Origin of the sequence: Sphingobium sp. B12D2B (genome assembly GCF_025961775.1) — a bacterium.
Taxonomy (GTDB): Bacteria; Pseudomonadota; Alphaproteobacteria; order Sphingomonadales; family Sphingomonadaceae; genus Sphingobium.
Map to the genome: position 1 here is coordinate 1,739,430 of NZ_JAOQOH010000001.1, position 23,372 is coordinate 1,762,801.

The 23,372-nt window shown below is 65.1% G+C and carries 23 protein-coding genes; 13 read left to right on the forward strand and 10 right to left on the reverse strand.

Annotation, left to right across the window (positions count from 1 at the left end; translation table 11 throughout):
- Nucleotides 1-14 precede the first annotated feature (14 nt).
- Together purB and radC are read right to left on the reverse strand one after the other, a co-directional pair.
- Complete coding sequence (gene purB / locus M2335_RS08255; protein ID WP_264594367.1) at nt 15-1,334, reverse strand: adenylosuccinate lyase; 1,320 nt, start codon at nt 1,332-1,334, stop codon at nt 15-17.
- A gap of 227 nt (nt 1,335-1,561) precedes the next feature.
- Nucleotides 1,562-2,266, reverse strand: a complete 705-nt coding sequence (radC, locus tag M2335_RS08260) for a RadC family protein (protein WP_264594368.1) — start codon at nt 2,264-2,266, stop codon at nt 1,562-1,564.
- Between the two features lie 252 nt (nt 2,267-2,518).
- Between radC and M2335_RS08265 the strand changes: the two genes are divergently transcribed.
- From M2335_RS08265 to secA, 13 genes are all read left to right on the forward strand, one after another.
- Nucleotides 2,519-5,566, forward strand: coding sequence for a YdbH domain-containing protein (locus tag M2335_RS08265; RefSeq protein WP_264594369.1), 3,048 nt, complete (start codon nt 2,519-2,521; stop codon nt 5,564-5,566).
- Complete coding sequence (locus tag M2335_RS08270) at nt 5,563-5,772, forward strand: YnbE family lipoprotein (protein WP_264594370.1); 210 nt, start codon at nt 5,563-5,565, stop codon at nt 5,770-5,772. The genes M2335_RS08265 and M2335_RS08270 overlap by 4 nt, the downstream gene beginning before the upstream one ends.
- A 5-nt stretch (nt 5,773-5,777) precedes the next feature.
- Nucleotides 5,778-6,173, forward strand: a complete 396-nt coding sequence (locus M2335_RS08275; RefSeq protein ID WP_413716138.1) for a YdbL family protein — start codon at nt 5,778-5,780, stop codon at nt 6,171-6,173.
- 181 nt (nt 6,174-6,354) lie between these two features.
- Entirely contained in the window at nt 6,355-6,678 is a 324-nt protein-coding gene (locus M2335_RS08280) for an AtpZ/AtpI family protein (RefSeq protein ID WP_181559878.1), read from the forward strand.
- A 44-nt stretch (nt 6,679-6,722) separates the two neighbouring features.
- A complete protein-coding gene (locus M2335_RS08285; RefSeq protein ID WP_181559877.1) occupies nt 6,723-7,508 on the forward strand; it encodes a F0F1 ATP synthase subunit A in 786 nt (261 codons plus the stop codon).
- 47 nt (nt 7,509-7,555) lie between these two features.
- Nucleotides 7,556-7,783, forward strand: coding sequence for a F0F1 ATP synthase subunit C (locus M2335_RS08290; RefSeq protein ID WP_014076610.1), 228 nt, complete (start codon nt 7,556-7,558; stop codon nt 7,781-7,783).
- Nucleotides 7,784-7,869: 86 nt separating this feature from the next.
- Nucleotides 7,870-8,355, forward strand: a complete 486-nt coding sequence (locus tag M2335_RS08295; protein ID WP_181559876.1) for an ATPase — start codon at nt 7,870-7,872, stop codon at nt 8,353-8,355.
- Between the two features lies 1 nt (nt 8,356).
- Nucleotides 8,357-9,010, forward strand: a complete 654-nt coding sequence (locus M2335_RS08300; RefSeq protein WP_413716110.1) for a F0F1 ATP synthase subunit B — start codon at nt 8,357-8,359, stop codon at nt 9,008-9,010.
- Nucleotides 9,011-9,147: 137 nt separating this feature from the next.
- The gene (gene uvrC, locus M2335_RS08305; RefSeq protein WP_181559875.1) at nt 9,148-11,070 is read left to right on the forward strand and encodes an excinuclease ABC subunit UvrC; all 1,923 of its coding nucleotides are present in this window, start codon (nt 9,148-9,150) and stop codon (nt 11,068-11,070) included.
- A 97-nt stretch (nt 11,071-11,167) separates the two neighbouring features.
- Nucleotides 11,168-11,569: a preprotein translocase subunit SecG gene (gene secG, locus M2335_RS08310; protein WP_181561429.1), complete on the forward strand. Its 402-nt coding sequence runs from the start codon at nt 11,168-11,170 to the stop codon at nt 11,567-11,569.
- 79 nt (nt 11,570-11,648) lie between these two features.
- Nucleotides 11,649-13,283: a CTP synthase gene (locus tag M2335_RS08315; RefSeq protein WP_264573014.1), complete on the forward strand. Its 1,635-nt coding sequence runs from the start codon at nt 11,649-11,651 to the stop codon at nt 13,281-13,283.
- A 122-nt stretch (nt 13,284-13,405) separates the two neighbouring features.
- Entirely contained in the window at nt 13,406-13,669 is a 264-nt protein-coding gene (locus M2335_RS08320) for a hypothetical protein (RefSeq protein WP_264594372.1), read from the forward strand.
- A gap of 125 nt (nt 13,670-13,794) precedes the next feature.
- Nucleotides 13,795-16,530 carry a preprotein translocase subunit SecA gene (gene secA, locus M2335_RS08325; RefSeq protein WP_264594373.1) on the forward strand — a complete coding sequence of 912 codons (2,736 nt, stop codon included), beginning with the start codon at nt 13,795-13,797 and terminating at the stop codon, nt 16,528-16,530.
- Between the two features lie 62 nt (nt 16,531-16,592).
- Here secA and M2335_RS08330 read toward each other — a convergent pair whose 3' ends face one another.
- The 8 genes from M2335_RS08330 to M2335_RS08365 form a co-directional block, all read right to left on the reverse strand.
- Nucleotides 16,593-17,852, reverse strand: coding sequence for an MFS transporter (locus tag M2335_RS08330; RefSeq protein WP_181561428.1), 1,260 nt, complete (start codon nt 17,850-17,852; stop codon nt 16,593-16,595).
- 142 nt (nt 17,853-17,994) lie between these two features.
- Nucleotides 17,995-18,798 (reverse strand): TrmH family RNA methyltransferase, encoded by an 804-nt coding sequence (locus tag M2335_RS08335; RefSeq protein WP_264594374.1) that lies wholly within the window; start codon nt 18,796-18,798, stop codon nt 17,995-17,997.
- A gap of 21 nt (nt 18,799-18,819) precedes the next feature.
- Nucleotides 18,820-19,098, reverse strand: coding sequence for an HPr family phosphocarrier protein (locus tag M2335_RS08340; protein WP_181559870.1), 279 nt, complete (start codon nt 19,096-19,098; stop codon nt 18,820-18,822).
- Nucleotides 19,095-19,499, reverse strand: coding sequence for a PTS sugar transporter subunit IIA (locus tag M2335_RS08345; protein WP_181559869.1), 405 nt, complete (start codon nt 19,497-19,499; stop codon nt 19,095-19,097). The genes M2335_RS08340 and M2335_RS08345 overlap by 4 nt, the downstream gene beginning before the upstream one ends.
- Entirely contained in the window at nt 19,496-20,491 is a 996-nt protein-coding gene (rapZ, locus tag M2335_RS08350) for an RNase adapter RapZ (protein ID WP_264594375.1), read from the reverse strand. The genes M2335_RS08345 and rapZ overlap by 4 nt, the downstream gene beginning before the upstream one ends.
- A 2-nt stretch (nt 20,492-20,493) precedes the next feature.
- Nucleotides 20,494-20,940 carry an HPr kinase/phosphorylase gene (locus tag M2335_RS08355; protein ID WP_264587318.1) on the reverse strand — a complete coding sequence of 149 codons (447 nt, stop codon included), beginning with the start codon at nt 20,938-20,940 and terminating at the stop codon, nt 20,494-20,496.
- Entirely contained in the window at nt 20,937-22,559 is a 1,623-nt protein-coding gene (locus M2335_RS08360; RefSeq protein WP_264594376.1) for a sensor histidine kinase, read from the reverse strand. Before M2335_RS08360 ends, M2335_RS08355 begins: the two co-directional genes overlap by 4 nt.
- Nucleotides 22,528-23,235, reverse strand: coding sequence for a response regulator transcription factor (locus M2335_RS08365; RefSeq protein WP_264573007.1), 708 nt, complete (start codon nt 23,233-23,235; stop codon nt 22,528-22,530). The genes M2335_RS08360 and M2335_RS08365 overlap by 32 nt, the downstream gene beginning before the upstream one ends.
- Between the last annotated feature and the right edge of the window lie 137 nt (nt 23,236-23,372).

Genomic DNA, 23,372 nt, shown 5'->3' on the forward strand with positions numbered 1-23,372 from the left:
CCGGAACGGGCGTGTCAGTCGGCGGTTCCAAACACCCGCGTGAAGATCGTGTCGACATGCTTCAGGTGATAGTCGAGGTCGAACAGTGCCTCGAGCTGCGGACCGGAGAGATGTGCGGAGACGGCCGGGTCGGCCTTGAGCAGATCGAGCAGCGATTGTGCGCCGTCCGACTGCCACACCTGCATGGCGTTGCGCTGGACCATCGCATAGCTGTCCTCGCGGCTCACACCGGCTTGCGTGAGCGCCAGCAGCACGCGCTGCGAATGGATGAGGCCGCCCATGCGGTTCATGTTCTTCATCATCCGCTCGGGATAGACGAGCAGCTTGTCGATCACGCCCGTGAGCCGGCCTAGGGCGAAGTCGAGCGTGATCGTGGCGTCGGGGCCGATGAAGCGTTCGACAGAGGAGTGGGAGATGTCCCGCTCATGCCAGAGCGCGACATTTTCCAGCGCGGGCAGGGCATAAGCGCGCACCATGCGGGCAAGGCCGGTCAGATTCTCGGTGAGCACCGGGTTACGCTTGTGCGGCATCGCCGACGAGCCCTTCTGGCCGGGCGAGAAATATTCCTCGGCTTCCAGCACCTCGGTGCGCTGCAGATGGCGCACTTCGACCGACAGCCGCTCGATGGAGCCGGCGATCACGGCCAGCGTCGAGAAGAACATGGCGTGGCGATCGCGCGGGATGACCTGCGTGCTGACTGGCTCGACCGTGAGGCCAAGCTTGGCGGCGACATGCTCTTCGACCTTGGGATCGATATTGGCGAAGGTGCCGACCGCGCCGGAAATGGCGCAAGTGGCGACATCTTCACGCGCTGCGATCAGGCGCGCCTTGCAGCGGGAGAACTCGGCATAGGCTTCCGCCATCTTGAGGCCGAAGGTGACCGGCTCGGCGTGGATGCCGTGACTGCGGCCGATGGTCGGGGTCAGCTTGTGCTCGAAGGCGCGGCGCTTGATCGCCTCCAGCAGCGCATCGAGATCGGCGATCAGTAGATCGGCCGCGCGGGCAAGCTGCACGTTGAGGCAGGTGTCCAGCACGTCCGAGCTGGTCATGCCCTGATGCATGAACCGGGCCTCATCGCCGACCTGCTCGGCCACCCAGGTCAGGAAGGCGATCACGTCATGCTTGGTCACGGCCTCGATAGCATCAATGGCGGGCACGTCGATGGAGGGATTGGTTGCCCACCAGTCCCACAGGGCCTTGGCGGCGCTCTTGGGCACCACACCCAGCTCGGCCAGCGCCTCGGTCGCATGAGCCTCGATCTCGAACCAGATGCGGAAGCGCGCTTCTGGCTCCCAGATCGCGGTCATTTGCGGGCGGGCGTAACGAGGCACCATGAGGCGGGTTCCTGATGAGACAGATTGGAGACGGGCTGCCCCTAGCAGGCTGCGGCGAAACGGGCAAATCGCGCGGGTGAGGGCGGTGGCTATGACTCAAGGTACTGAGATATAGCGATAAAAATCAATGCTGTCCGTGGTGGGTGGTAGCGGCGACATGAAGCGAATCGTCCGCAGATGGGTGCGCGTCGACCGATTGATCAGAGCCTCGTCCGCGTGCCGCAACCTCAGATCAGTCCCATGGCCCGCATTGAACGGTGACCTTCGGTCGCGACAATAACATGATCGTGGACGGTCACGCCGAGGGGCTTGAGCGCGGCGATGACGTCGCGAGTCATGAGGATGTCCTGCCGGCTCGGCTCGGGCAGGCCGCTGGGATGATTGTGCACGAGGATGACGCCCGCAGAGCCGAACTCCAGTGCGCGCCGGGCAACTTGCCGGGCGTAGATGGCCGCTTCATCCACCGAGCCGTCCCCCATATGATCGTCACGCAGCAGGATGTTGCGGGCGTTGAGATGAAGCACGCGCACGCGCTCGATCGAGAGATGGGCCATGTCGGCGCGCAAATAATCGAGCAGGGCCTGCCATGATGCCAGCACCGGCCGCTCCGCCACCTCGTTGCGCAGCATCCGCAGGGCGGCGGCCTGTGTCGCCTTGAGCGCGGCGGTCGTGGTCTCGCCCATGCCGTTGACCTGCATCAGCGTGGCCCAATCGGCGCTGAGCACGGCGCCCAACGAGCCGAAGCGGGCGATCAGGGCCTTTGCCAGCGGCTTGGTATCCCGGCGCGGCAGGGCGAGCGCAAGCAGATATTCAATCAGTTCATGGTCGAGCAGCCCATCCGGTCCGGACGCGAGTCGCTGCCGCAGGCGGGCGCGGTGGCCAACGCCATCATGACTCGTCTCGCTCTTGCCCCGGGATCGCCCTTCGCCCATGAACATTGTAGCTAAGCGCGAGCCGGCAGAGCGGCAAGCGGGAATGACGGGGATAAACGTCTGACCGAGTGGGTCGAAGAGGATGACGGACTAGAGGCGGGTGCAGCAGAGCGGCTGCACCGGCGCCGTCAACGTCTGCGCTGGATTGCCGGAGGGAGCGCGACGGCGCTGCTGCTGGTCGCGGGCGGCCTCTGGCTGGCGCGCGAGCCGATTGCTGACAGCTTCATCGCGCGGGAACTGGCCAAGCGGGGCGTGCAGGGCCGATATGAGATCACGCGGATCGGTCCGCAGCACCAGCGGTTGGACAATCTCGTCATTGGCGATCCGAAATCGCCCGATCTCACGGTCCGCTTCATCGAGCTCGAACTCGCCTGGGGCCTGACCGGACCCTATATTGATCGGCTCGAGGCGAGCGGCGTTCGGCTGCGTGGGCGGATTGCCGATGGCACGCTGGACCTCGGGCAGGTCAGTCGCTTGCTGGAAGGCGGCACGGGCGATCCCAAGCTGCCCGACTGGACGGCGGTGATCGAGGATGCACAGGCGCTGATCGTGACCGACAACGGCACGGTCGAGCTGGGGCTGGATGGCAGCGGGCCGTTGTCGTCGGGGTTCAACGGTCAGCTCAACCTCGCGAGCCCGGCGCTTGCCTTTGGCGATTGCAGGCTGCGGGCACTGCGGGCGCCGGTCGATGTGGCGACCGAGAACGGCGAAATTCACCTCAAAGGCCCGGCTCACGCCAGCGGCGTTGGATGCGAGGCGGCGAAGCTTCGGCTGACGGCGCCCACGCTCGATCTCAACATCCGCACAAATTTGGCGTTGGAACCCTTGGGCGGTGCAGTGAGCCTCGCAGCGCCATTGGCCGAGCAAGGGGACGGGCAGGGGAAGCGCGAGTTCAAGGAACTGTCCGGGCTCATTACCTTCAAGGGCGAAGGCGATGCCCTGCGGGGGAGCGCTTCGCTTGCCGCCGTCAGCGCGCTTGTCGACGGCCTTGAAAGTGACGCCGCGAAGCTGGGTGGCAATTTCGCCGTGCAGCTCGATTCCCGCAATCGCGCTTTGGCATGGCAAGGCACCGGGACCATCGACAATGCCCGGCCGGCGCGGGGGATCAATCTCGCGCGCCTCGCCTCGGCGGCCGATGGCAGCCCCCTGGAACCGATCGCGCACAAGCTGGCGCGCGCAGTCGAGGCAATAGGCCGGCGCAATCACATCGAACTGGCAGGCCAGGTCAATATGCTCGGCGCGCAAGGTAATGCCCGGCTTGACCGCTTCGCGCTGCGCTCGGCGAGCGGCGCGCGGATCGAGAATTGGGAAGGCAGCGCGGTGCGCATCGACTGGCCGGGCGGCCTGCGCGCGTCGGGACGGCTGGACATCGCCGGTGGCGATCTGCCGGAGGGCCGCATCGAGTTCGCCACGCAGGAGCAGGGCGGTGTGCGCGGCATCGCCACATTGAGGCCTTATGATGCGGGCGGGGCGCGGCTGGCGCTCAACCCGCTGCGCTTTGCCATGGATGGCGCGGGGCGCGGCAGCGTGCAGACCCAGGTGACGCTAGACGGTCCCTTGCCGGGCGGTGCAGTCAAGGGCCTGCAGATGCCGCTGGATGCTCGCATCGGGGCAGGCGGGGCGGTTAGTCTATCAGGGACTTGCGTGCCCTTGCGCTGGGCTTCGCTCAGCATGTCCGGCCTCGTGCTCGATCCTGCGGCGTTACAGGTTTGCGGGCTGGGGGAGGGCGCGGCCGCGATCCGCGATGTGGCATTGCGCGGCCGGCTGGGCGACAATCCCTTCGCATTTGATGCCAGCGCAGCGCGTTACGCCCTCACCACCGGCCGCTTCGAAATCCAGCAGCCGAACGTGCGCATTGGCGCGGCCGAAGCCCCGGTCCGGCTCGCTGCCGATCGCCTGACGGGCGGACGTGGGTCGGCGGGTGGCCTCGCCGGGACGATTTCGGCGGGGCGTGGGCGGATCGGCTCTGTGCCGCTCGATCTCACCGCCATGGAAGGGCAATGGCAGTTCGCCGACGGACGTCTGGCCGTCGATGGCAATCTGCGCGTCGCGGACACGCAGGCCGATCGGCGCTTCAATCCGCTGGCCGGCGAGCAGGTGCGCCTGACCCTGGCCGACAATCGCATCGAGGCGACCGGTGTTCTGGTGCATCCGGAACGAAAGGCCAAGGTTGCCGATGTGGTAATCCGGCACGACCTCAGTCGTGGCGCAGGCCGCGCCGATCTGACAGTGAACGGCCTGCGCTTCGGCAATGCGCTTCAGCCGGACGATCTCACGCCGCTCTCGCTGGGCGTGGTCGCTAACGTGGTCGGGATGGTGAACGGCGCCGGCCAGATCCGCTGGACCGGCGACAAGGTGACCAGCGATGGGACCTTCTCGACGGAGAACATGGCTTTCGCGGCCGCCTTCGGCCCGGTCGCCGGCCTGTCGACGACGATCCGCTTCACGGACCTGCTCGGCCTGCGCACCGAACCCGGCCAGGTGGTGACGGTGGAAAGCGTCAACCCGGGCATCGAGGTGCGCGACGGCACCATTCGCTATCAATTGCTCTCCAGCGAGGTGGCGGAGATCGAGGGCGGGCGCTGGCCGTTCTCCGGCGGTATGCTGGAGCTGATGCCCGCGCCCCTCGCGCTGGATTCGCGTCAGCCGCGCAATCTTACTTTCCGCGTCGTCGGGCTGGATGCCGGTGCCTTCATCAATACGCTGGAGCTGGAGAATATCTCCGCGACGGGCACCTTCGATGGCCTGTTGCCCATGGTGTTCGACAAGGATGGCGGGCGCATCGTGGGCGGCTTGCTGGTTGCGCGGCAGGAGGGCGACGAGCCCCGCTATCTCACCACCACGCAAGGCCTGACCATCCCGTGCGATCCGGCGCGGCAGGCCGGGCGCCTCTCTTACGTCGGCGAGGTCTCCAACGCGCAGCTCAACGCGATGGCGCGGCTGGCCTTTGATGCGCTCAAGAATCTGGGCTATCGCTGCCTCGCGATCCGGCTGGACGGCGCCATCGATGGCGAGTTCGTGACGCAGGTGAGCATCAATGGGGTCAATCAGGGCACGGAAGAGGCGCGCCGCAGCTTCCTGGCCCGGCCGTTCCTCGGTCTGCCCTTCCTGTTCAATGTGCGGATCGAGGCGCCGTTCAGGGGCTTGCTGAATACCGCGACCGGGCTTGCCGATCCGACCAAGCTTATCAATGGCAGTTTGGGCGATCAGTTTGTGCCCATCGGTAGCGGCGCAGCCACATCCGGGGTGACCGTTCAGCCGGCGGACAGCGACAAGACGATAGAAGGGGACGTGAAATGAGGCACCGACGATGGACATCGCGCGCAACGCGACTGGGCTTGGGGCTGGCGCTTGCCGGAGCGGCAGGCGGCTGCATTCAGGTGCGCGCGCCCGAAAAGCCGATCGAGATCAATCTCAACGTGAAGATTCAGCAGGAAGTGGTCGTGCGCCTTCAGCAGGACGCCAAGGACCTCATCGAGAACAATCCGGAGCTATTCCCGAAATGACATATATGCACAGCATTCGCGCCGCAGCGCTTGCGGCAGTTTTCGGTCTCGGCGTCGTCGGAGCGGCTCCGGCCGTCGCGCAGGACGCCGTAGTGAGCGCCGCCAAGTCGGCCGGCACGGTCGGTGAGCAGTCGGATGGCTATCTGGGCGTCAACGGCTCGGTGAGCAGCGATGTGCGCGCCGCCGTGGATGCGCTCAACATCAAGCGCCGCGCGGCCTATACCGATCTGGCGGCCAAGCGTGGCGTGACCGTGCAGGACATGGCGGCCGTGACCGGTTGTCAGACGCTGGCCGGGCGCGTCTCGGAAGGGCAGATCTACCGGATCGGCAATGGTCCGTGGCAGACCAAAGGCGCCGGGCCGATTGCGCTGCCGGATTATTGCGCCACCGCCACACGCTGAGCGATTCGCGCCACTGAGGGCCTAATTTTCCTCGAAAATCCGCCTGATCCCTCCGGCGCGGTCACCAGTGTTGACTTGCACGCCAACGCTTTCTACACGGGCCGCGCCTTGACGGGGGCGGCTCAGGCACGTCATGCAGCGCTGGTTTTTACGTCTCTTGGCGTGAACGGGAGTTGGCACGATGACAGAGACCGAACCTGGGCGAGACCCGATTGCCGAAGATGAACGCATCAAGTCGCTCAGCGAGCGGTTGGAACGTGCCGAGGCAGTCGAAAAGGTCAGGACCGGAGCGGACCGGGAAGTTGGCGGCGATAAGAATTATCGCCTCGGCAACCGGGTTCTTGCGGAGCTGATCGGCGGTCTTGTCGGCGGCGCGCTGATTGGATGGGTCCTGGACCGGTTCATCGGCACATCGCCTTGGCTCCTGCTGGTTTTCCTCTTTCTGGGGATCATCGTAGCCTTCAGGAACATTTGGAAGATTTCGATGAAGCGTCCTGAGAAGTAAGGGCGCTTTCGTCATAATCGCAGACGGCTTTTTGGGAATCAGACGTGGCAGAACCCGGCAAGATCGATCCTATGCACCAGTTCGCCATCGAGCCGCTGTTCGGTACCGAACAGTGGAGCCTCGGTGGTTACAACATTGCGTTCACCAACAGCGCGCTGTGGATGGTGATCACGGTCGTCGTTCTGTGGGGCTTCATGCTGCTCGGCATGAAGCGCGATCTGGTGCCGGGGCGCTGGCAGGCGGCTGTAGAGTCGATGACCGGCTTCATCGCGAAGCTGACCGATGACAATATCGGCAAGGGCGGGCGCAAATATGTGCCCTACATCTTCTCGCTGTTCATGTTCATCCTCTTCGCCAATCTGCTCGGCCTGCTGCCCATCGGCATTTTCGGCCTGCATCCCTTCACCTTCACCAGCCACTTCACGGTGACCGGCGTGCTGGCGATCCTGAGCTTCTCGATCGTGCTGATCGTCGGCTTCTGGAAGCATGGCCTCAAGTTCTTCTCGCTGTTCGTGCCGCATGGCACGCCGTTGTGGCTGATCTGGCTGATCCCCATCATCGAGTTCGTCTCGTTCATGGTGCGTCCCTTCTCGCTGGGCCTGCGACTGTTCGTCGCGATGATCGCCGGTCACATTCTGCTCAAGGTGCTTGCCGGCTTCGTGATCAATGCTTCGGCTGCCGGCGTGGCGCCCGGCCTTGGCGTCGGCATCCCAAGCTTTGCCCTGATGGTCGGCATCTCCGCGCTGGAGATCCTGGTCGCTGGCATCCAGGCCTATGTTTTCGCACTGCTCACGTCGCTGTACATTCACGACGCCGAGCATCTGCACTGAGTTTCAACCAACGACCAAATCGAGTTTCAGAAAAGGAGTTAAGTAACATGGACGCAGAAGCCGCAAAGCTGATCGGTGCCGGTCTGGCTGCTATCGGTGCCGGCGTGGCCGCGCTCGGCGTGGGTAACGTCTTCGGCTCGTTCCTTGAGAGCGCGCTGCGCAATCCGGGCGCTGCCGACGGCCAGCAGGGCCGTCTGTTCATCGGCTTCGCCGCCGCAGAGCTTCTCGGCCTGCTGGCGTTCGTCGTCGCGATGATCCTGATCTTCGTCGCCTGATCGCCCGCAAGACGACAGACGATGATGTGGAGCCGGCGGCTGCCCAATGACGGGCTGCCGCCGGACCGCGCAAACGGACAGGTGATATGCCTCAGATAGCCCAGCTCGCCGCAACCTACTCGTCGCAGATCTTCTGGGTTCTGCTGACATTCGGGTTCGTGTTTTTCGTGATCGGTCGCGGCATGGTGCCGAAGATCCAGTCCACGGTGGACGCGCGCGACAAGAAGATCGCCGACGATCTCGAAGCGGCCCGTGCGAATTCGGCCAAGGCCGATGCGCTCGAAGCCGACTGGCGGGCGAAGGAAAATGAAGCGCGTGCCGCTGCGCAGGGCCGTCTGGCCCAGGCAAAGGCCGAAGCTGCTCGCAATCGCGAGGCTGCGCTGGCCAAGACCGACGCCGCGCTCAGCGAAAAGCTGGCCGCAGCGGAAGGCGAGATCGAGGCCGGCCGCGTGAAGGCGCTGGCGCAGATCGAAACCGTTGCAGCGGACGCCGCAGCGGACATCGTGCAGAAGGTCGCAGGCACGCAGGTGTCGCCGGATGCGGCGCTCAAGGCAGTGAAGGCGGTACTCTGATATGGCCAATTCCCACATGGCACAGGCCGCCAATGCGGCATCGGCGAGCGACAATGGATCGCAGGCCGTCCAGTTCAATCTCGAGAATGCCGACAAGGTCCAGGCCCTGAGCGGCGACGTTCATGCCGCGACAGAAGCGGTCGGCGGGCCTGAGGAGCACATCCAGGACCCCACCGCGCTGTGGATGGACGCTACGGGCTGGGTCAGCCTCTCGATGTTGGTCTTCATCGCGGTGTTGATCTGGAAGAAGGTGCCAGCGCTCATCGCCCGGTCGCTGGACGCCAAGATCGCGACGATCCGCAATCAGCTCGACGAAGCCGGGCGGCTCCGCAAGGAAGCCGAAGCGCTTAAGGCCGAGTATGAAGGCCGGATCGCCTCCGTCGCCAAGGAAGCCGACGCGATGCGCGCTGCCGCCGAGCAGGAAGCGGCCGATCTCATCACCGCAGCCCAGGCGGAAGCTGAAGCGCTGGTCGTCCGTCGCCAGAAGATGGCGGAAGACAAGATCGCCGCAGCTGAGCGCGCGGCCATTGCTGATGTGCGCGCCAAGGCGGCTGCAGCGGCGACGGCAGCAGCCGGCGTGCTGATCCGCGAGACCCACAGTGCCGCGGCCGACAAGGGCCTCGTCGACGACGTGATCGGCAAGCTCGCGCACTGAGCGGCCCGCAGATTGATGGCTTTAGAAAGGCCGGGCCGAGCGATCGGTCCGGCCTTTCTGCTTTTGAAGGGTCGTGGTTCGGCCGGTTGAGGCAGGAGGCCGTTGTCCTGTCCGCCTCTCGCCCCTAAATGGCGCGGATGACCGAGCGGCCATCGTCCCCCAATCGCTTCAACGAAGAAAAGGCGACCTCCACAATCCGTGGCAGTGAATTGCCGGACGTGGACGCTGGCGTCGCGGCGATTCGCGAAACGCTCAAGACCTTGGGCACGCGACCGGGCGTGTATCGGATGCAGGATGCGCGCGGCGACGTGCTGTATGTCGGCAAGGCGCGGGCGCTCAAGAATCGCGTGTCCAACTATACGCAGGTCGATCGCCTGCCGCGTCGGCTTCAGCGCATGGTCTCGCAGACCCGCTCGATGACGATCGTCACCACCCAGAGCGAGGCCGAGGCGCTGCTGCTGGAAGCGCAGCTCATCAAGCGCTTTCGGCCACCCTACAATGTGCTGCTGCGCGATGACAAAAGCTTCCCGTTCATCCTGCTGCGCGAGGATCACGCCTTTCCGCGCGTCCAGCTCCACCGTGGTGCGCGGCGCTACAAGGGGCAATATTACGGGCCGTTCGCCGGGGCAGGGCAGGTGCGCAAGACGCTCAACGCGCTGCAGAAGCTGTTCTTGCTGCGCAGTTGCACGGACAGCTTCTTCGCCAATCGCTCGCGCCCATGCCTGCTCTACCAAATTCGCCGCTGCTCCGCGCCCTGCGTCGGGCGGATCAACGAGGCCGATTATGCGGCCCTGACGCAGGACGCGCAGGACTTTCTCGGCGGCAAGTCCACGGCGGTACAGGCGCGGCTCGGCGAGGCGATGAATGCGGCAGCGGAGTCGCTCGATTACGAGATGGCTGCCGTCTACCGGGATCGGCTCAAGGCGCTGACCTTCATCCAGGGCAGTCAGGCGATCCACGCCGAGGGGCTGGGCGATGCCGATATCTTCGCGCTCGCCAGCCGCAATGGCGGCATGTGCATCCAGGCTTTCTTCATTCGCGGCGGGCAGAATTGGGGGCATCGCAGCTTCTTCCCGGTCCACACCGCCGAGGTGGGCGAGGACGAAGTGCTGATGCAGTTCATGGCGCAATTCTATGAGGATGTGCCGCCGGCGCCGCTGGTGCTGTGCGACCGCGAGCCGTCCGAAACGCTGCTGCTGGCCGAGGCACTGAGCCAGAAGCTGGAGCGCAAGGTGCGCATCGAGGTGCCGCAGCGGGGCAGCCGTGTGAAGCTCATCAAGCAGGCCCAGCGCAATGCCGAGGAAGCGCTGGAGCGCCGTCAGGCCGAGAGCAGCGCGCAAGGCAAGATTCTCGCCGACATGGCTGAACTGTTAGGTCTGGAAGGCCCGCCCAATCGCATCGAGATTTACGATAACAGCCACATCCAGGGGACCAGTGCGCTCGGCGCGATGGTCGTCGCGGGGCCGGAGGGGTTCCGCAAGAGCGGCTATCGCAAGTTCAACATCAAGCGCCCCGAGACGGTCGCGGGCGACGATTATGGCATGATGCGCGAAGTGCTCGGCCGCCGCTTCGGCCGCGCCGCCGAGGAAGATCCCGATCGCGAATCCGGGGAATGGCCAGACCTGGTGCTGATCGATGGCGGGCGGGGCCAGCTCAACGCAGCCCGCAAGGCGCTGGAAGAGATGGGCATCGAGGATGTGCCGATGGTCGGCGTCGCCAAGGGGCCGCATCATGGCCGCGAGGGACGGGAGGTCTTCCATCTGCTGGACGGGCGGGACTTCCAACTGCCAGTCAATCACCCGGTGCTGTTCTACCTGCAGCGCCTGCGCGACGAGGCCCACCGTTTCGCCATCGGTGCGCACCGGCAGAAACGGGCCAAGGCCATCACCGTCAGTTCGCTGGACGAAGTGCCCGGCATTGGCCCGGCACGCAAGAAAGCGCTGCTCATGCATTTCGGCACGGCGCGCGCCGTGCGCAACGCCAGTCTGGATGACCTCCAGCGCGCGCCCGGCGTTTCATCGGCGGTCGCGCAGACAGTCTATGATTATTTCCATGGCTGAGCGGATTCATTGCGACCTGCCGCAAAGGTTGATGCCCGGCGCAATGCGCGCTAAGGGCGCTGCTTCAACACCCGTCGGGATGTCCTAACCGCTCATGCTGTTCACCTTTCTTCTTGTCGTCCAGGCGATCATCGCCTTCGCGCTCGTCACTGTCATTCTGATGCAGCGGTCCGAGGGTGGCGGCCTTGGCATGGGTGGCGGTGGCAGCCCGTCCGGTCTGATGTCGGCGCGGGGCGCGGCGGATTTCCTTAGCCGGGCGACCAAGATTCTCGCGACTTTGTTCGTGGGCATGAGCATCGTGCTGGCGGTGATTGCCGCTACGCAGCACCGGGCCGCGACGATCGATACCTCGCTGGTCGGCCAGTCCGGCACCAGCGACATGTCGGCGCCGATTGCGGATGGCGATGGCATTTCCGGCGCGGCCAACAGCGCGGCGGCACCGGCCGGTCCGGCCTCGGCGCCTGCCAATGGCGCGGCCGGCGCACCGCTCGCGCAGTAACGATCCACCAGTTTTTTTCACCGGTAGTGGATTCGTCCGCTTGCCCTTCCGTTCGAGTTCAGCGTAAGCCTCCTCTCCCATGGCGCGGTTCATATTCATCACCGGCGGCGTGGTCTCCTCGCTTGGAAAAGGCCTTATGGCTGCGTCGCTCGCGGCGCTCCTCCAAGCGCGTGGCTACAAGGTCCGCACCCGTAAGTTCGATCCTTACCTCAATGTCGATCCCGGCACGATGTCGCCTTATCAACATGGCGAAGTCTATGTGACGGACGACGGGGCGGAGACCGATCTCGATCTTGGCCATTATGAGCGCTTTACGGGCGTTGCGAGCCGGCAGGCCGACAACGTCACGCAAGGGCGCATCTACCAGACGATCATCCAGCGCGAGCGGCGCGGCGATTATCTGGGAGCCACCGTGCAGGTGATCCCGCACGTGACGGACGAGATCAAGCGCTTCGCTCTGGCCGAGACGGACGATGTCGATTTCGTGCTGTGCGAGATCGGAGGCACGGTGGGCGACATCGAGAGCCTGCCGTTCATGGAGGCCATCCGCCAGCTCCGCAATGAGCTGGGCCACGGCCAGACCGTGCTCGTCCATGTGACGCTGGTGCCCTATATTGCGGCGGCCGGCGAGCTGAAGACCAAGCCGACCCAGCACAGCGTGCGCGAGCTGACCTCGCTCGGCATTCAGCCCGACATTCTGCTCTGCCGCACCGAGCATCCGCTGCCGGACAGCGAGCGGGCGAAGATCGCCTTGTTCTGTAATGTGCGCACGGAAGCCGTGATTCCCGCGCTCGATGCCAGCAGCATCTATGCCGTGCCGGTGCAGTATCACCGCGAAGGGCTGGACCGCGCCGTGCTGAGCGCCTTCGGCATCGAAGGCTCGCGCGAGCCGGACCTGACCCGCTGGTTCGACATTATGGACCGGCAGGTCCACCCCGAAGGGGAAGTGACCATCGGTGTCGTCGGCAAATATGTCGGCTTGCCGGATGCCTACAAGTCGCTGCACGAGGCGCTCGTGCATGGCGGGCTGGCCAATCGCGTGAAGGTGAAGGTCCAGTGGCTCGATGCCGAGCTGTTCGAGGCCGAAGACAGCGACATCGCGGCCCAGCTCGAGCCGATGCATGGCATTCTTGTGCCTGGCGGCTTTGGCGTGCGCGGTTCGGAAGGAAAGATTGCCTCCGTGCGGTTCGCGCGGGAGCGGGGCGTGCCCTTCTTCGGCATCTGCCTCGGAATGCAGATGGCCTGCATCGAGGGTGCGCGGAACACCGCCGGGATCGAGCGCGCCTCGACCACCGAGTTCGGCGAGACCAGCGAGCCGGTCGTGGGCCTCATCACGGAGTGGATGAGCGCCGAGGGGCTGCAAACCCGCAATGTCGATACCGACCTTGGCGGCACCATGCGCCTGGGTGCCTATCCGGCCAAGCTGAGCGGCAATAGCGTCGTTTCCAGCATCTACGGTGCCGAGGATATCAGCGAGCGTCATCGTCATCGCTATGAGGTGAACGCAGCCTATCGCCAACCGCTCGAACAGGGCGGCCTCATCTTCTCGGGCATGTCGCCGGATGGCACGCTGCCGGAGATTGTCGAGCGGCCGGATCACCCATGGTTCATCGGCGTGCAGTTCCACCCGGAGCTCAAGTCCAAGCCGTTCGATCCGCACCCGCTGTTCGCCAGCTTCATTGCGGCGGCGCTCAAGCAGAGCCGGCTCGTCTGATCCTGCACCAGCCATGGACGGCCCGTTTCCGGATCGTTCATGGTGAAGGGCGTAGACGAACCGCTTGCCGCATCCTATGTGGGGTGCGTCTTACCGGCCGGGGTGCCTGCGACTTGCAATTGATGATCCTTCTGTCTGCGCTTCTTGCGTCGCTCTCCGGCCTGATGGTCGGCGAGAGCCGCGTGGCGCCTGCGCAGGTGGAACTCAGTGCAGAATCGCAGCAGGCTCCCTCCAGTGAGCAGGCGATTGCAGTCGCACGGGTCTTGTCCAGGGCTGACACGGGGGCCGAGGCCGTCCTTGTCCGGGCCGATCAGGCTATGGTGCTGGCGCTGCCGGCCCGCAGTGGCCGCACCCACCTTTCCCTGAAGCAGAGCTGGCTGATCTAAGCCCGCCGCAGGCCGCCCTGTGTCGGTCTGCCATTTTGCTGTTCGCGCGCTGGCTCCCGGCGCGTTCGCTTGCCGGTGTGTGAACCGGCGCCCGACCTTTCCGTTTTCAGACAGGAATTTCCGATATGCTCGGCGGCGTTGCCAAATTCTTCTTCGGCTCTTCAAATGAGCGTTACGTCAAGTCTCTCAGCAAGACGGTCAATCAGATTGCCGCGTTCGAGCCGACGATGGTTGCCATGAGCGATGATGAGCTCAAGGCGCAGACGGCCAAGTTCCGCAGCCAGCTCGCCGACGGCGCGACGCTCGATCAGATCCTGCCCGAGGCGTTCGCGACGGTGCGCGAGGGCGCGAAGCGCGCGCTCGGCCAGCGGCATTATGACGTGCAGATGGTCGGCGGCATTGTGCTCCACCGCGGCGAGATTGCCGAGATGCGCACCGGTGAAGGCAAGACGCTGGTCGCCACGCTCGCCACCTATCTCAACGCGCTGCCCGGCAAGGGCGTCCATGTCGTCACCGTCAACGACTATCTCGCCCGGCGCGACTGCGAGTGGATGAGCCAGCTCTATAATTTCCTGGGGCTGACCACGGGCGTGATCGTGCCCAACCTCTCCGAGCCGGAGCGTCGCGCGGCTTATGACGCGGACATTACCTACGCCACGAACAACGAGCTTGGCTTCGATTATCTGCGCGACAACATGAAGTATGAGCGTGACCAGATGGTCCAGCGCCCGTTCAATTACGCGATCGTCGACGAGGTGGACTCAATCCTGATCGACGAGGCGCGCACGCCGCTGATCATTTCCGGCCCGACGGACGACAAGTCCGAGATGTACATGTCCGTCAACGCGCTGGTGAAGAACCTCGCGGATGAGGATTACGAAAAGGACGAGAAGCAGCGCTCCATCGTGCTGACCGAGGACGGCACCGAGAAGGTGGAGCGGATGCTGGAGGACGCAGGGCTGCTTCAGGGCGCCAATCTCTACGATTTCGAGAACACACAGGTCGTCCACCATGTGAACCAGGCTCTGCGCGCCAACTTCATGTTCCGGCGCGACATCGATTATATCGTGAAGGACGGCAAGGTCGTCATCATCGATGAGTTCACCGGCCGAATGATGGACGGGCGCCGCTGGTCCGACGGTCTGCACCAGGCCGTGGAAGCCAAGGAAGGCGTGAATATCGAGCCGGAGAACCAGACGCTCGCCTCGATCACCTTCCAGAATTATTTCCGCATGTATCCCAAGCTCTCGGGCATGACCGGTACGGCGGCGACCGAGGCGGCGGAATTCTACGACATCTACAAGATGAACGTGGTGACCATCCCGACCAACCTGCCGGTGCAGCGTCAGGACGATCAGGACCTGTTCTACAAGAGCCTTGAGGACAAGTTCAAAGGTATCGCCCGGACGATTGGCGAACATGCCGCCAAGGGTCAGCCGGTGCTGGTCGGCACCGTCTCCATCGAGAAGTCCGAACTGCTCTCCAGCTTCCTCAAGGAGGAGGGCGTGAAGCACTCGGTGTTGAACGCGCGCTTCCACGAGCAGGAAGCCGGGATCGTGGCGCAGGCCGGGCGGCTCGGCGCGGTCACCATCGCGACGAACATGGCCGGCCGCGGCACCGACATCAAGCTGGGCGGCAACCTGGAATTCCGGGTTGAGGATGAGCTCAAGGACATGCCGGAAGGCCCGGAGCGCGATGCCGCAATTGCGCGGATCGAAGAGGAAATCGAGGCAGAGCGCCAGCAGGTGCTCGCCGCCGGCGGTCTGTTCGTGCTCGGCACGGAGCGGCATGAGAGCCGCCGTATCGACAACCAGCTGCGTGGCCGCTCGGGCCGTCAGGGCGATCCGGGCCTGTCCCGCTTCTACCTCAGCCTCGATGACGATCTGCTGCGCATCTTCGGCCCGGACACGCTGTTCGCGCGCATGATGCGCTCCAGCCTTGAGGATGGCGAGGCGCTTCCGCCCTCCAAGTGGATGAGCAAGGCGATCGAGACCGCGCAGAAAAAGGTCGAACAGCGCAACTACGAGATCCGCAAGCAGGTCGTCGAGTATGACGACGTGATGAACGACCAGCGCAAGGTGATCTACGAGCAGCGCAGCGAGATCATGGATGCCGAGACGGTCGGCGACGTCGTCACCGAGATGCGGCACGAGACGATCAACGACATCGTCGGCGCCGCCTGTCCTCCGGGCACCTACCCCGAGCAGTGGAACATTCCGCAGCTCAAGGAGCGCCTCGAGGCGGTGATGAGCCTGACGCCGGACATCGATGGCTGGCTGACCGAGGACGTGGTCGATCCGGAGCTGTTCGTCGAGCGCCTCACCGCGCTGTCCGATGCGGCGCTGGCCGAGAAGGTCAACGATCTCAAGCCCGAGACCTGGGCGCAGATCGAGAAGAGCATCCTGCTGCAAAATCTCGACCATCACTGGAAAGAGCATCTGGCGACGCTGGATGCCCTCCGTCAGGTCGTCCACCTGCGCGCTTATGCGCAGAAGACGCCGATCAACGAGTATAAGCAGGAGGCGTTCGCGCTCTTCGAGCGGATGCTCGAGAACATCCGCGAGGATGTCAGCCGCACGGTGAGTCATGTGCAGTTCCAGATGCAGGACCCGGCACCGCCGCCGCTGCCTGAGCTGCCGGACTTCCTCACCAGCCATATCGACCCGTTCACGGGCGAGGATAACAGCGCGGACATCGATGCAGGCACGCGCGGGTTCATCACCACGACCATTCCGCGCGCCGCGACGGCTGCGGCGGTGGGTGAGGGCAATCCCTATGCGGGTGAGGAAATCAGCCGCAACGCGCCGTGCCCCTGTGGTTCCGGCGAGAAGTACAAGCATTGTCACGGCGCGCTCGCCTGACAACGATCCTGACAAGGATCTGATGGCCGGGCGAAAGCCCGGTCACGTCCGCCCGGCGGCCGTCAGTCGGGCTGCGAGTCCTTGGGCGCCAGCCACACCAGCCCGATGAGGCTGATCACCGCCGCGCCAGAGAGGTAGAGGCCAACGGCGCCCACGCCATGCGTGCTCACCAGATATTGCGCGGCAATGGGTGCCATAGCCCCGCCGATGATCCCGCCCACGTTGAAGGCGAAGGAAGAGCCGGAATAGCGCACGCGCGGCGGGAAGAGGGCGGTCAGCCATTCGCCGAGCGGGCCATAGGTGAATCCCATCAGCAGCAGCGACATGGCGAGGATGAGGAACAGCGCGAGCGGATTGGCGGCGTCGAACCCGGCGCCGAAGACGATGCCGAGCGGCACCGTCGCGGCGCAGCCGGCGATCAGCACACGGCTCGCCGAGCGCATGTCCGACCACCAGCCGGCCACAATGATCCCCAGCGCGAGCATCAGGATCGCCGCAAGCTGTATGGTCAGCACCTCGCTGCGCGCCATGCCGATGTTCACCGTGGCGTAGCCCAGCGCGAAGGCCGTGGAGATGTAGAACAGCGCGAAGCAGCAGACGACGGCGAGCGTTCCGGCCATGGTCGCGCGCACATGGCGCGTGAGCAGTTCCGCTAACGGAATGGCTGCCGGTGGCTCGGCCTCAAGCGCCGCCTTGAATTCCGGCGTCTCGCCCATCTTCAAGCGCACCCACAGGCCGATGATGACCAGCAGCGCGCTGGCAAGGAAGGGAAGGCGCCAGCCCCACGCCATGAATTGCGCATCGCTCAGCCACAGGCCGAGCAGCAGGAACAGGCCGTTGGCGGCGACAAAGCCCAGCGGTGCCCCAAGCTGAGGCATCATGCCGAAGCGCGCGCGCCAGCCCGGCGGGGCATTCTCCACCGCCAGCAGCGCAGCACCACCCCATTCGCCGCCCAGGCCGAAGCCCTGGCCAAAGCGCAGGATGCAGAGCAACAGCGGCGCGACCCAGCCGATCATCGCATAAGTTGGCAGGAAGGCGATGAGGAAGGTCGAGCCGCCCATGAGCATGAGCGAGGCGACGAGCGTCGATTTGCGGCCGATCCGGTCGCCATAATGGCCGAACACGGCGGCACCGAGCGGGCGCGCCAGAAAGGCGAGGGCGAAGCTGGCATAAGCTGCCATGAGCTGTGCTGTCGGCGACGTGGCGGGGAAGAAGAGCGGCCCGAAGACGAGGCTCGCCGCCGTCGCATAGATATAGAAATCATAGAACTCGACCGTGGTGCCGGCCAGACTCGCGACAAGCACGCGGCGGTGCTTCACCATGGCGGACAGGCCGCTGGGCGCCGGCGTTCCGGCGGTTGCTGCGTCGTTCAAAGTCGGCCCCCCTCACACATGACGGCGATGCCCTAGCTCAATTCCGGGCCGCAGCGCTAGATGGCGCGAATGGGGGGTGACAGGAGAGGGATCAGCCCCGGCGTTGCTGGTTCAGCACTTCATAAGCCATCACGGCCCCGGCGACGGACGCATTGAGGCTGTCCGCACGGCCCATCATCGGGATTTTGACCAGCAGGTCGCAGGCGGCCTCATAATCGGCGGGCAGGCCTCGCGCCTCATTGCCGATCACCAGAAAGGTCGGGGCCTCGTAGTGCGGCGCCTGATAATCATGCTCGGTGTTGAGGCTGGTGCCGACAAGCTGGCCCGGCCCCGTGCGGAGCCAAGTGAGGAAGTCCGTCCAACTTGCCTGCGCGATGGATTGGGTGAAGAGGGCACCCATCGAAGCTCGCACCGTCTCGACGGAGAAGGGATCGACACAGTCATCCACAAGGATCACGCCGCCCGCGCCGACCGCATCGCCAATGCGCAGCAGCGTCCCCAGATTGCCGGGATCGCGCATGGCCTGCGCGACGAACCAGATTGGCGCCGCGCTGCGATCGAGCGCGGGGAGGGGTGTCAGCCGGTCGGGATAGACGCCGACGAGCGTTTGCGCATTGTCCTTGCCGGAGATCTTGCCGAGAATATCCGCGCTGGTGAGGATGACATCGCCGCCTTGCGCCTCGACCGCCGCGATCAGCTCGTCGGCCAGCGGATGCGAGCGGGCATCGCTCGCCATGAACAGCATCTCGGGCAGGATGCCGCGCTCGCGGGCCTCAGTGAGGATGCGCAGGCCCTCGGCCAGAAACAGGCCTTCGCGCTTGCGCAGCTTCTTTTCCCGCAAGCCGCGCACGCGCTTGACGAGCGGGTTGGAAAAGCCGGTGATCTCGCGGGGCATGGTCAGCAGGGCCGCACAGGATCAGTCTTCGCCGAAGCGATTTTCGACCAGCTCGATGACGGCAGCCAGCGCCGCTGGGGCATCGTCACCGCTCACAGAGACGGTGATATCATCGCCCATGGCGGCGCCCAGCATCATCAGGCCCATGATCGAGGTGCCGACCACTTCCTGGCCATCCTTGCGTACCATGATGGTCGCCGGCAGGCTGCTCGCCAGCGTGACGAACTTGGCGCTGGCCCGCGCGTGCAGGCCACGCCGGTTGGCGATGCGCACGGTCGCGCTGGCTGTCTCGCCACTCAAGTGGCGTCTCCGAGCAGTTCCGAGGCGACGCTGATATATTTGCGGCCCGCCTCCCGCGCGGCGGCGACCGCCTGCGTGACGCTCATATTGCGGCGGGCGCTTTCGAGACGGATCAGCATGGGGAGATTGACGCCGGCGATGACTTCCACCCGCCCTGCGTCGAGCAGGGAAATGGCAAGGTTGGAGGGCGTGCCACCAAACAGATCGGTCAGCAGGATCACGCCCGAGCCATCATCGACGCGCTGCACGGCGGCGGCGATGTCGGCGCGCCGCACCTCCATATCGTCATCGGGGCCGATGCAGACGGTTTCTATGGCCTGTTGTGGCCCTACGACATGTTCCATGGCGACGCGAAATTCCGTCGCGAGCCCGCCATGGGTTACGAGCACGAGTCCAATCATGGTGAGTGTGCGCCCCGCCCTTCGATTTCCGTTGGTACGATTTCTTTTTTGCCCTGGCGCCGGTTCTCATAGGCGTCCAACTGGACTGAATCCAGATTGCGGTGCGCAATGGTGGGCGAAAAGCCCGCCCGGCGCAAGCGTTCTGCGATCTCTTCCGTCACGCACACCGAGCGGTGGCGACCGCCGGTGCAGCCAAAGGCGATGGTGACATAGGCTTTCCCCTCCTCGCTATAGCGCGGGAGAATGGTGACCAGCAGCTTCTCGATCTGGCCCACGGCCGCCTCGAACAGCGTGTCCGCCATCACATAATCGCGGACATCGGGATCGAGGCCGGTGAGCGGGCGCAGCGTCTCGTCCCAAAAGGGATTGCGCAGGAACCGCATGTCGAACATCAGGTCCGCATTGCGGGGCACGCCGCGTGCGAAGCCGAAGGACAGCAAGGTCAGGGTCGACTCGAAACTGCCGGCAAAGCGCTGGCGGATCGCCTGCTGCAGGCCGTTGCTGGTGAGGTCCGAGCTATCGACGACATGCTCCGCCGCGCGGCGGAGCGGTTCCAGCAGCTCGCGCTCGCGGGCAATGCCGTCCGCCGCCGGGCGATCCAACGCCAGAGGGTGGCGCCGCCGCGTCTCGGCGTAACGCTGCTCAAGCACCGTCCCCGAGCAATCGAGGAACAGCATCTCGACCTCATAGCCGGTGCGCTCGCGCAGGGCGGCAATTGCAGAGAGGATCGTATCCGCCGCAAAGCCGCGCGTGCGGCTGTCGATGCCGATGGCGACCGGGCGGCCCGCCTGTTGCTCATGACCGGCCGGCAGCGGGGCAGCCAGCAGCCGGTCGAGCAGCACCAGCGGCAGATTGTCGACCGTTTCCCAGCCGGCATCTTCGAGCGTGCGCAGGCTGGTCGATTTGCCGGCGCCCGAAAGGCCGGTGACCACCAGGATGCGCTTGGCGCCGGGAGCATGGGGGGCAGGTGACAGGGCAGGGGGCTGGTCCATGCCTACCCCTTCGCCTGCCCATCGAGACGAAGCAATGCCCATTCGGCCTTGATCGGGGCGGAAGGCTCCAGACCGGCCAGCACGACCAGCGGGAGTTCGACACCCAGAAGGGAGAATGTGGACCCGATGTCAGGCATGCGCACGGGCGCTTCATCCAGTCTGATCGCAAGACACGCAATCACGCCACCGACATGGGGCGTTTCGACAATGCCAAGGTGGCGAATTTCCAGCTTGCCCGCAATGGTTTCCGGCGCGTCAAGGATCAGCTTGCCGTCCCGCTTTGAGGCGCGGGTGTAATCGTCGCTGATCAGCATCGCGCCGCGATCGATGAGGCGCAGGGCAAGGTCCGACTTGCCGGACCCGCTTCCGCCGATCAGCAGCACGCCCTTGCCTCCGATGGCGACACTGGTAGCGTGGATGGTTTGGCAATGGGCGGGATCGTTGCTCATGTGCCGCTGCGCGCCTTCGCGCTGTTTGGCGGGGGCACATCCTGCTCGGCCAGCGGCAGGGTCACGACAAATCGCGCACCGGCCTTGCCATCGAGACGCGCCTCGACATGGATGGAGCCGTGGTGGCCCTCCAGAATTGTGCGGGCGATGGCAAGGCCCAGGCCGCTGTGCTTGCCAAAGCCATCCCGCTCCGGGCGCACGCTGTGAAACCGCCGGAAGATCGCTTCCCGCTCGCTCTCCGGCACGCCGGGTCCCTCGTCTTCCACCGCCACGATAGCCTTGCCGTCTTCGGCTGACAGCGTCAGGCGAATCCGCCCGCCATCGGGTGAAAAGGAGCGGGCATTGTCGACGAGATTATCCACCACGCGGACCAGCTTCTGCGGGTCACCGGAGACGAATACGGCGCCACGTCCCGACCCTGCATAGCTCAGCCGAACGGCGGGACCATCCTCCCGCGGTGCATGGTTGCGCACCATCCGTCCGATCATCCGCCCGAGATCGATGGTCTCGAACGGCGTGCGCGAGAGCTGTGCGTCGATGCGGGTTGCCTCGGCAATGTCGCTGACCAGCCGGTCGAGCCGGCGCACGTCGTCCTGCGCGATGGCGAGCAACTTGGCCTGCAAGGCCGGGTCCTTGATCTGGGCCAGCCCCTCGAGCGCCGAGCGCAGCGACGCGATGGGGTTCTTGAGCTCATGGCTCACATCTGCCGCGAAGGCATCGGTCGCATCGATGCGCTGGCGCAATGCCTGGCTCATGTCGGAGACGGCGCGGGCCAGCATCCCGATTTCGTCGCGCCGATCCGGCAGGCGCGGCACGATCACTTCCCGCGCGCGCCCCAGGCGCACGCGCACCGCAGCGCGGGCGAGGCGACGGAGCGGGAGCACGATCGTCCGCGCAAGAAAGAGCGAGAGCAGCACGGACACCAGAATCGCCGCCGCAAAGACGAGGGCGATGCGCAGGCGCTCGGCACGGACGATATCCGTGATGTCCCGCGTGTTTGCGGTGGCGAGCAGTACATCGCCGCGCCCGGCTTCGTCGAGCGGGCGGGCGACGCTGAGGAAAGGTGTGCGGTCCGGCGCGAACCGATAGGCCGAAGCGGGCGCGCGGGTGCGGGCGGCCTCGCGGGCTTCCGGCCAGGCATCGCGGCGATCCTGCGCCGGCTCCTTCACATAGGCAGGACGGTCGGCGAGGGCGATGGTCTCGACAACGCGGTCCAAGACGCGCGCCAGCTTGATGTGGAGCGGATCGCGCATCGGATCACGCAGCGTGTAGCTGGGTGGGATGAGGCGAAAGCTGTCGGCCAATTTCGTGCCGTCCGCATCATAGATGCGCAGCCGCAAACCCGTGGTCTGCGCTGTGCGCAGCAGTAACCGGGCGCGATCGCTGGCCGGGGCAGTCTCCATCGCAGCGGCGATCAGCGCGGTTTCCCGGCTGATCGACACCAGCCGGCCGTCGATCAGCCGCGCCCGATAGCTATCGAGATAGAAGAAGCCGCCAGCCAGAATGGCAAGCGCGAAGATGTTGACCGCGAGGATCCGCCGGGTGAGCGAGATGCGCGTGGTCCATTCGCCGCTCGCCAGGCGCTCCTCATTCCTCGTTGAAGCGATATCCGGCGCCATAGAGCGTATCGATTGCGTTGAACTCGGGAGCAACTTCGCGGAATTTCCGGCGCAGGCGCTTGATGTGGCTGTCGATGGTGCGGTCGTCCACATAGATGTCGTCCTGATAGGCGGCATCCATCAGTTGATTACGGGTTTTCACAATGCCTGGCCGCTGGGCGAGCGCTTCGAGAATCAGGAACTCGGTGACGGTCAGCGCGACGTCCCGGCCATCCCATTGCACCCGGTGGCGGGCGGGGTCCATGCTCAGCCGGCCGCGTGCGATGGTTTCGGTCTCGCCTTCGCCGCCATTATCATCGCGCGGCTGGCTGAGTGCCGTGCGGCGGAGCAGCGCCCGCACCCGCGCAATCAGCAGCCGCTGCGAGAAGGGCTTGGCGATATAATCGTCCGCGCCCATCGCAAAGCCGAGCGCTTCGTCCAGCTCGTCGGTCTTGGAAGTCAGGAAGATGAAGGGCAGATCGCTCTTCTCCCGCAGCCGGCGGAGCAGCTCGATGCCGTCCAGATTGGGCATCTTGATGTCGCACACCACGATATCCGGCGGGTTCTCGATCAGCGCCTTGAGCGCAGCCTGCCCATCGGGATAGAGCCGCGTCATGAACCCTTCCGCGATCAGGGCGATGCTGAGCGAAGACAGGATGTTCCGATCGTCGTCGACCAGGGCGATGGTAGCGCTCATCGAGCTTTGCGCCGATCCTCTGACTATTGCTGGTCATTCGGCCTAGACGAACGCGGGACCGGGCGCAACCTGGGCCGGGCGGACGATAGGGAATCCGCTGTTTTGTCCCGCCACCGGACGAAAGCGACAGATGCGCG

Coding starts and splice junctions, on each gene's coding strand:
- M2335_RS08355 (WP_264587318.1), bottom strand. CDS start 20,940: ATGAGCAACGATCCCGCCCATTGCCAAACCATCCACGCTACCAGTGTC.
- M2335_RS08330 (WP_181561428.1), bottom strand. CDS start 17,852: ATGGTGAAGCACCGCCGCGTGCTTGTCGCGAGTCTGGCCGGCACCACG.
- M2335_RS08270 (WP_264594370.1), top strand. CDS start 5,563: ATGAGGCACCGACGATGGACATCGCGCGCAACGCGACTGGGCTTGGGG.
- secA (WP_264594373.1), top strand. CDS start 13,795: ATGCTCGGCGGCGTTGCCAAATTCTTCTTCGGCTCTTCAAATGAGCGT.
- M2335_RS08275 (WP_413716138.1), top strand. CDS start 5,778: ATGCACAGCATTCGCGCCGCAGCGCTTGCGGCAGTTTTCGGTCTCGGC.
- rapZ (WP_264594375.1), bottom strand. CDS start 20,491: ATGGACCAGCCCCCTGCCCTGTCACCTGCCCCCCATGCTCCCGGCGCC.
- M2335_RS08290 (WP_014076610.1), top strand. CDS start 7,556: ATGGACGCAGAAGCCGCAAAGCTGATCGGTGCCGGTCTGGCTGCTATC.
- M2335_RS08335 (WP_264594374.1), bottom strand. CDS start 18,798: ATGCCCCGCGAGATCACCGGCTTTTCCAACCCGCTCGTCAAGCGCGTG.
- M2335_RS08295 (WP_181559876.1), top strand. CDS start 7,870: ATGCCTCAGATAGCCCAGCTCGCCGCAACCTACTCGTCGCAGATCTTC.
- M2335_RS08360 (WP_264594376.1), bottom strand. CDS start 22,559: ATGGCGCCGGATATCGCTTCAACGAGGAATGAGGAGCGCCTGGCGAGC.
- M2335_RS08315 (WP_264573014.1), top strand. CDS start 11,649: ATGGCGCGGTTCATATTCATCACCGGCGGCGTGGTCTCCTCGCTTGGA.
- M2335_RS08345 (WP_181559869.1), bottom strand. CDS start 19,499: ATGATTGGACTCGTGCTCGTAACCCATGGCGGGCTCGCGACGGAATTT.
- purB (WP_264594367.1), bottom strand. CDS start 1,334: ATGGTGCCTCGTTACGCCCGCCCGCAAATGACCGCGATCTGGGAGCCA.
- M2335_RS08365 (WP_264573007.1), bottom strand. CDS start 23,235: ATGAGCGCTACCATCGCCCTGGTCGACGACGATCGGAACATCCTGTCT.
- M2335_RS08300 (WP_413716110.1), top strand. CDS start 8,357: ATGGCCAATTCCCACATGGCACAGGCCGCCAATGCGGCATCGGCGAGC.
- uvrC (WP_181559875.1), top strand. CDS start 9,148: ATGACCGAGCGGCCATCGTCCCCCAATCGCTTCAACGAAGAAAAGGCG.
- M2335_RS08280 (WP_181559878.1), top strand. CDS start 6,355: ATGACAGAGACCGAACCTGGGCGAGACCCGATTGCCGAAGATGAACGC.
- radC (WP_264594368.1), bottom strand. CDS start 2,266: ATGGGCGAAGGGCGATCCCGGGGCAAGAGCGAGACGAGTCATGATGGC.
- M2335_RS08320 (WP_264594372.1), top strand. CDS start 13,406: ATGATCCTTCTGTCTGCGCTTCTTGCGTCGCTCTCCGGCCTGATGGTC.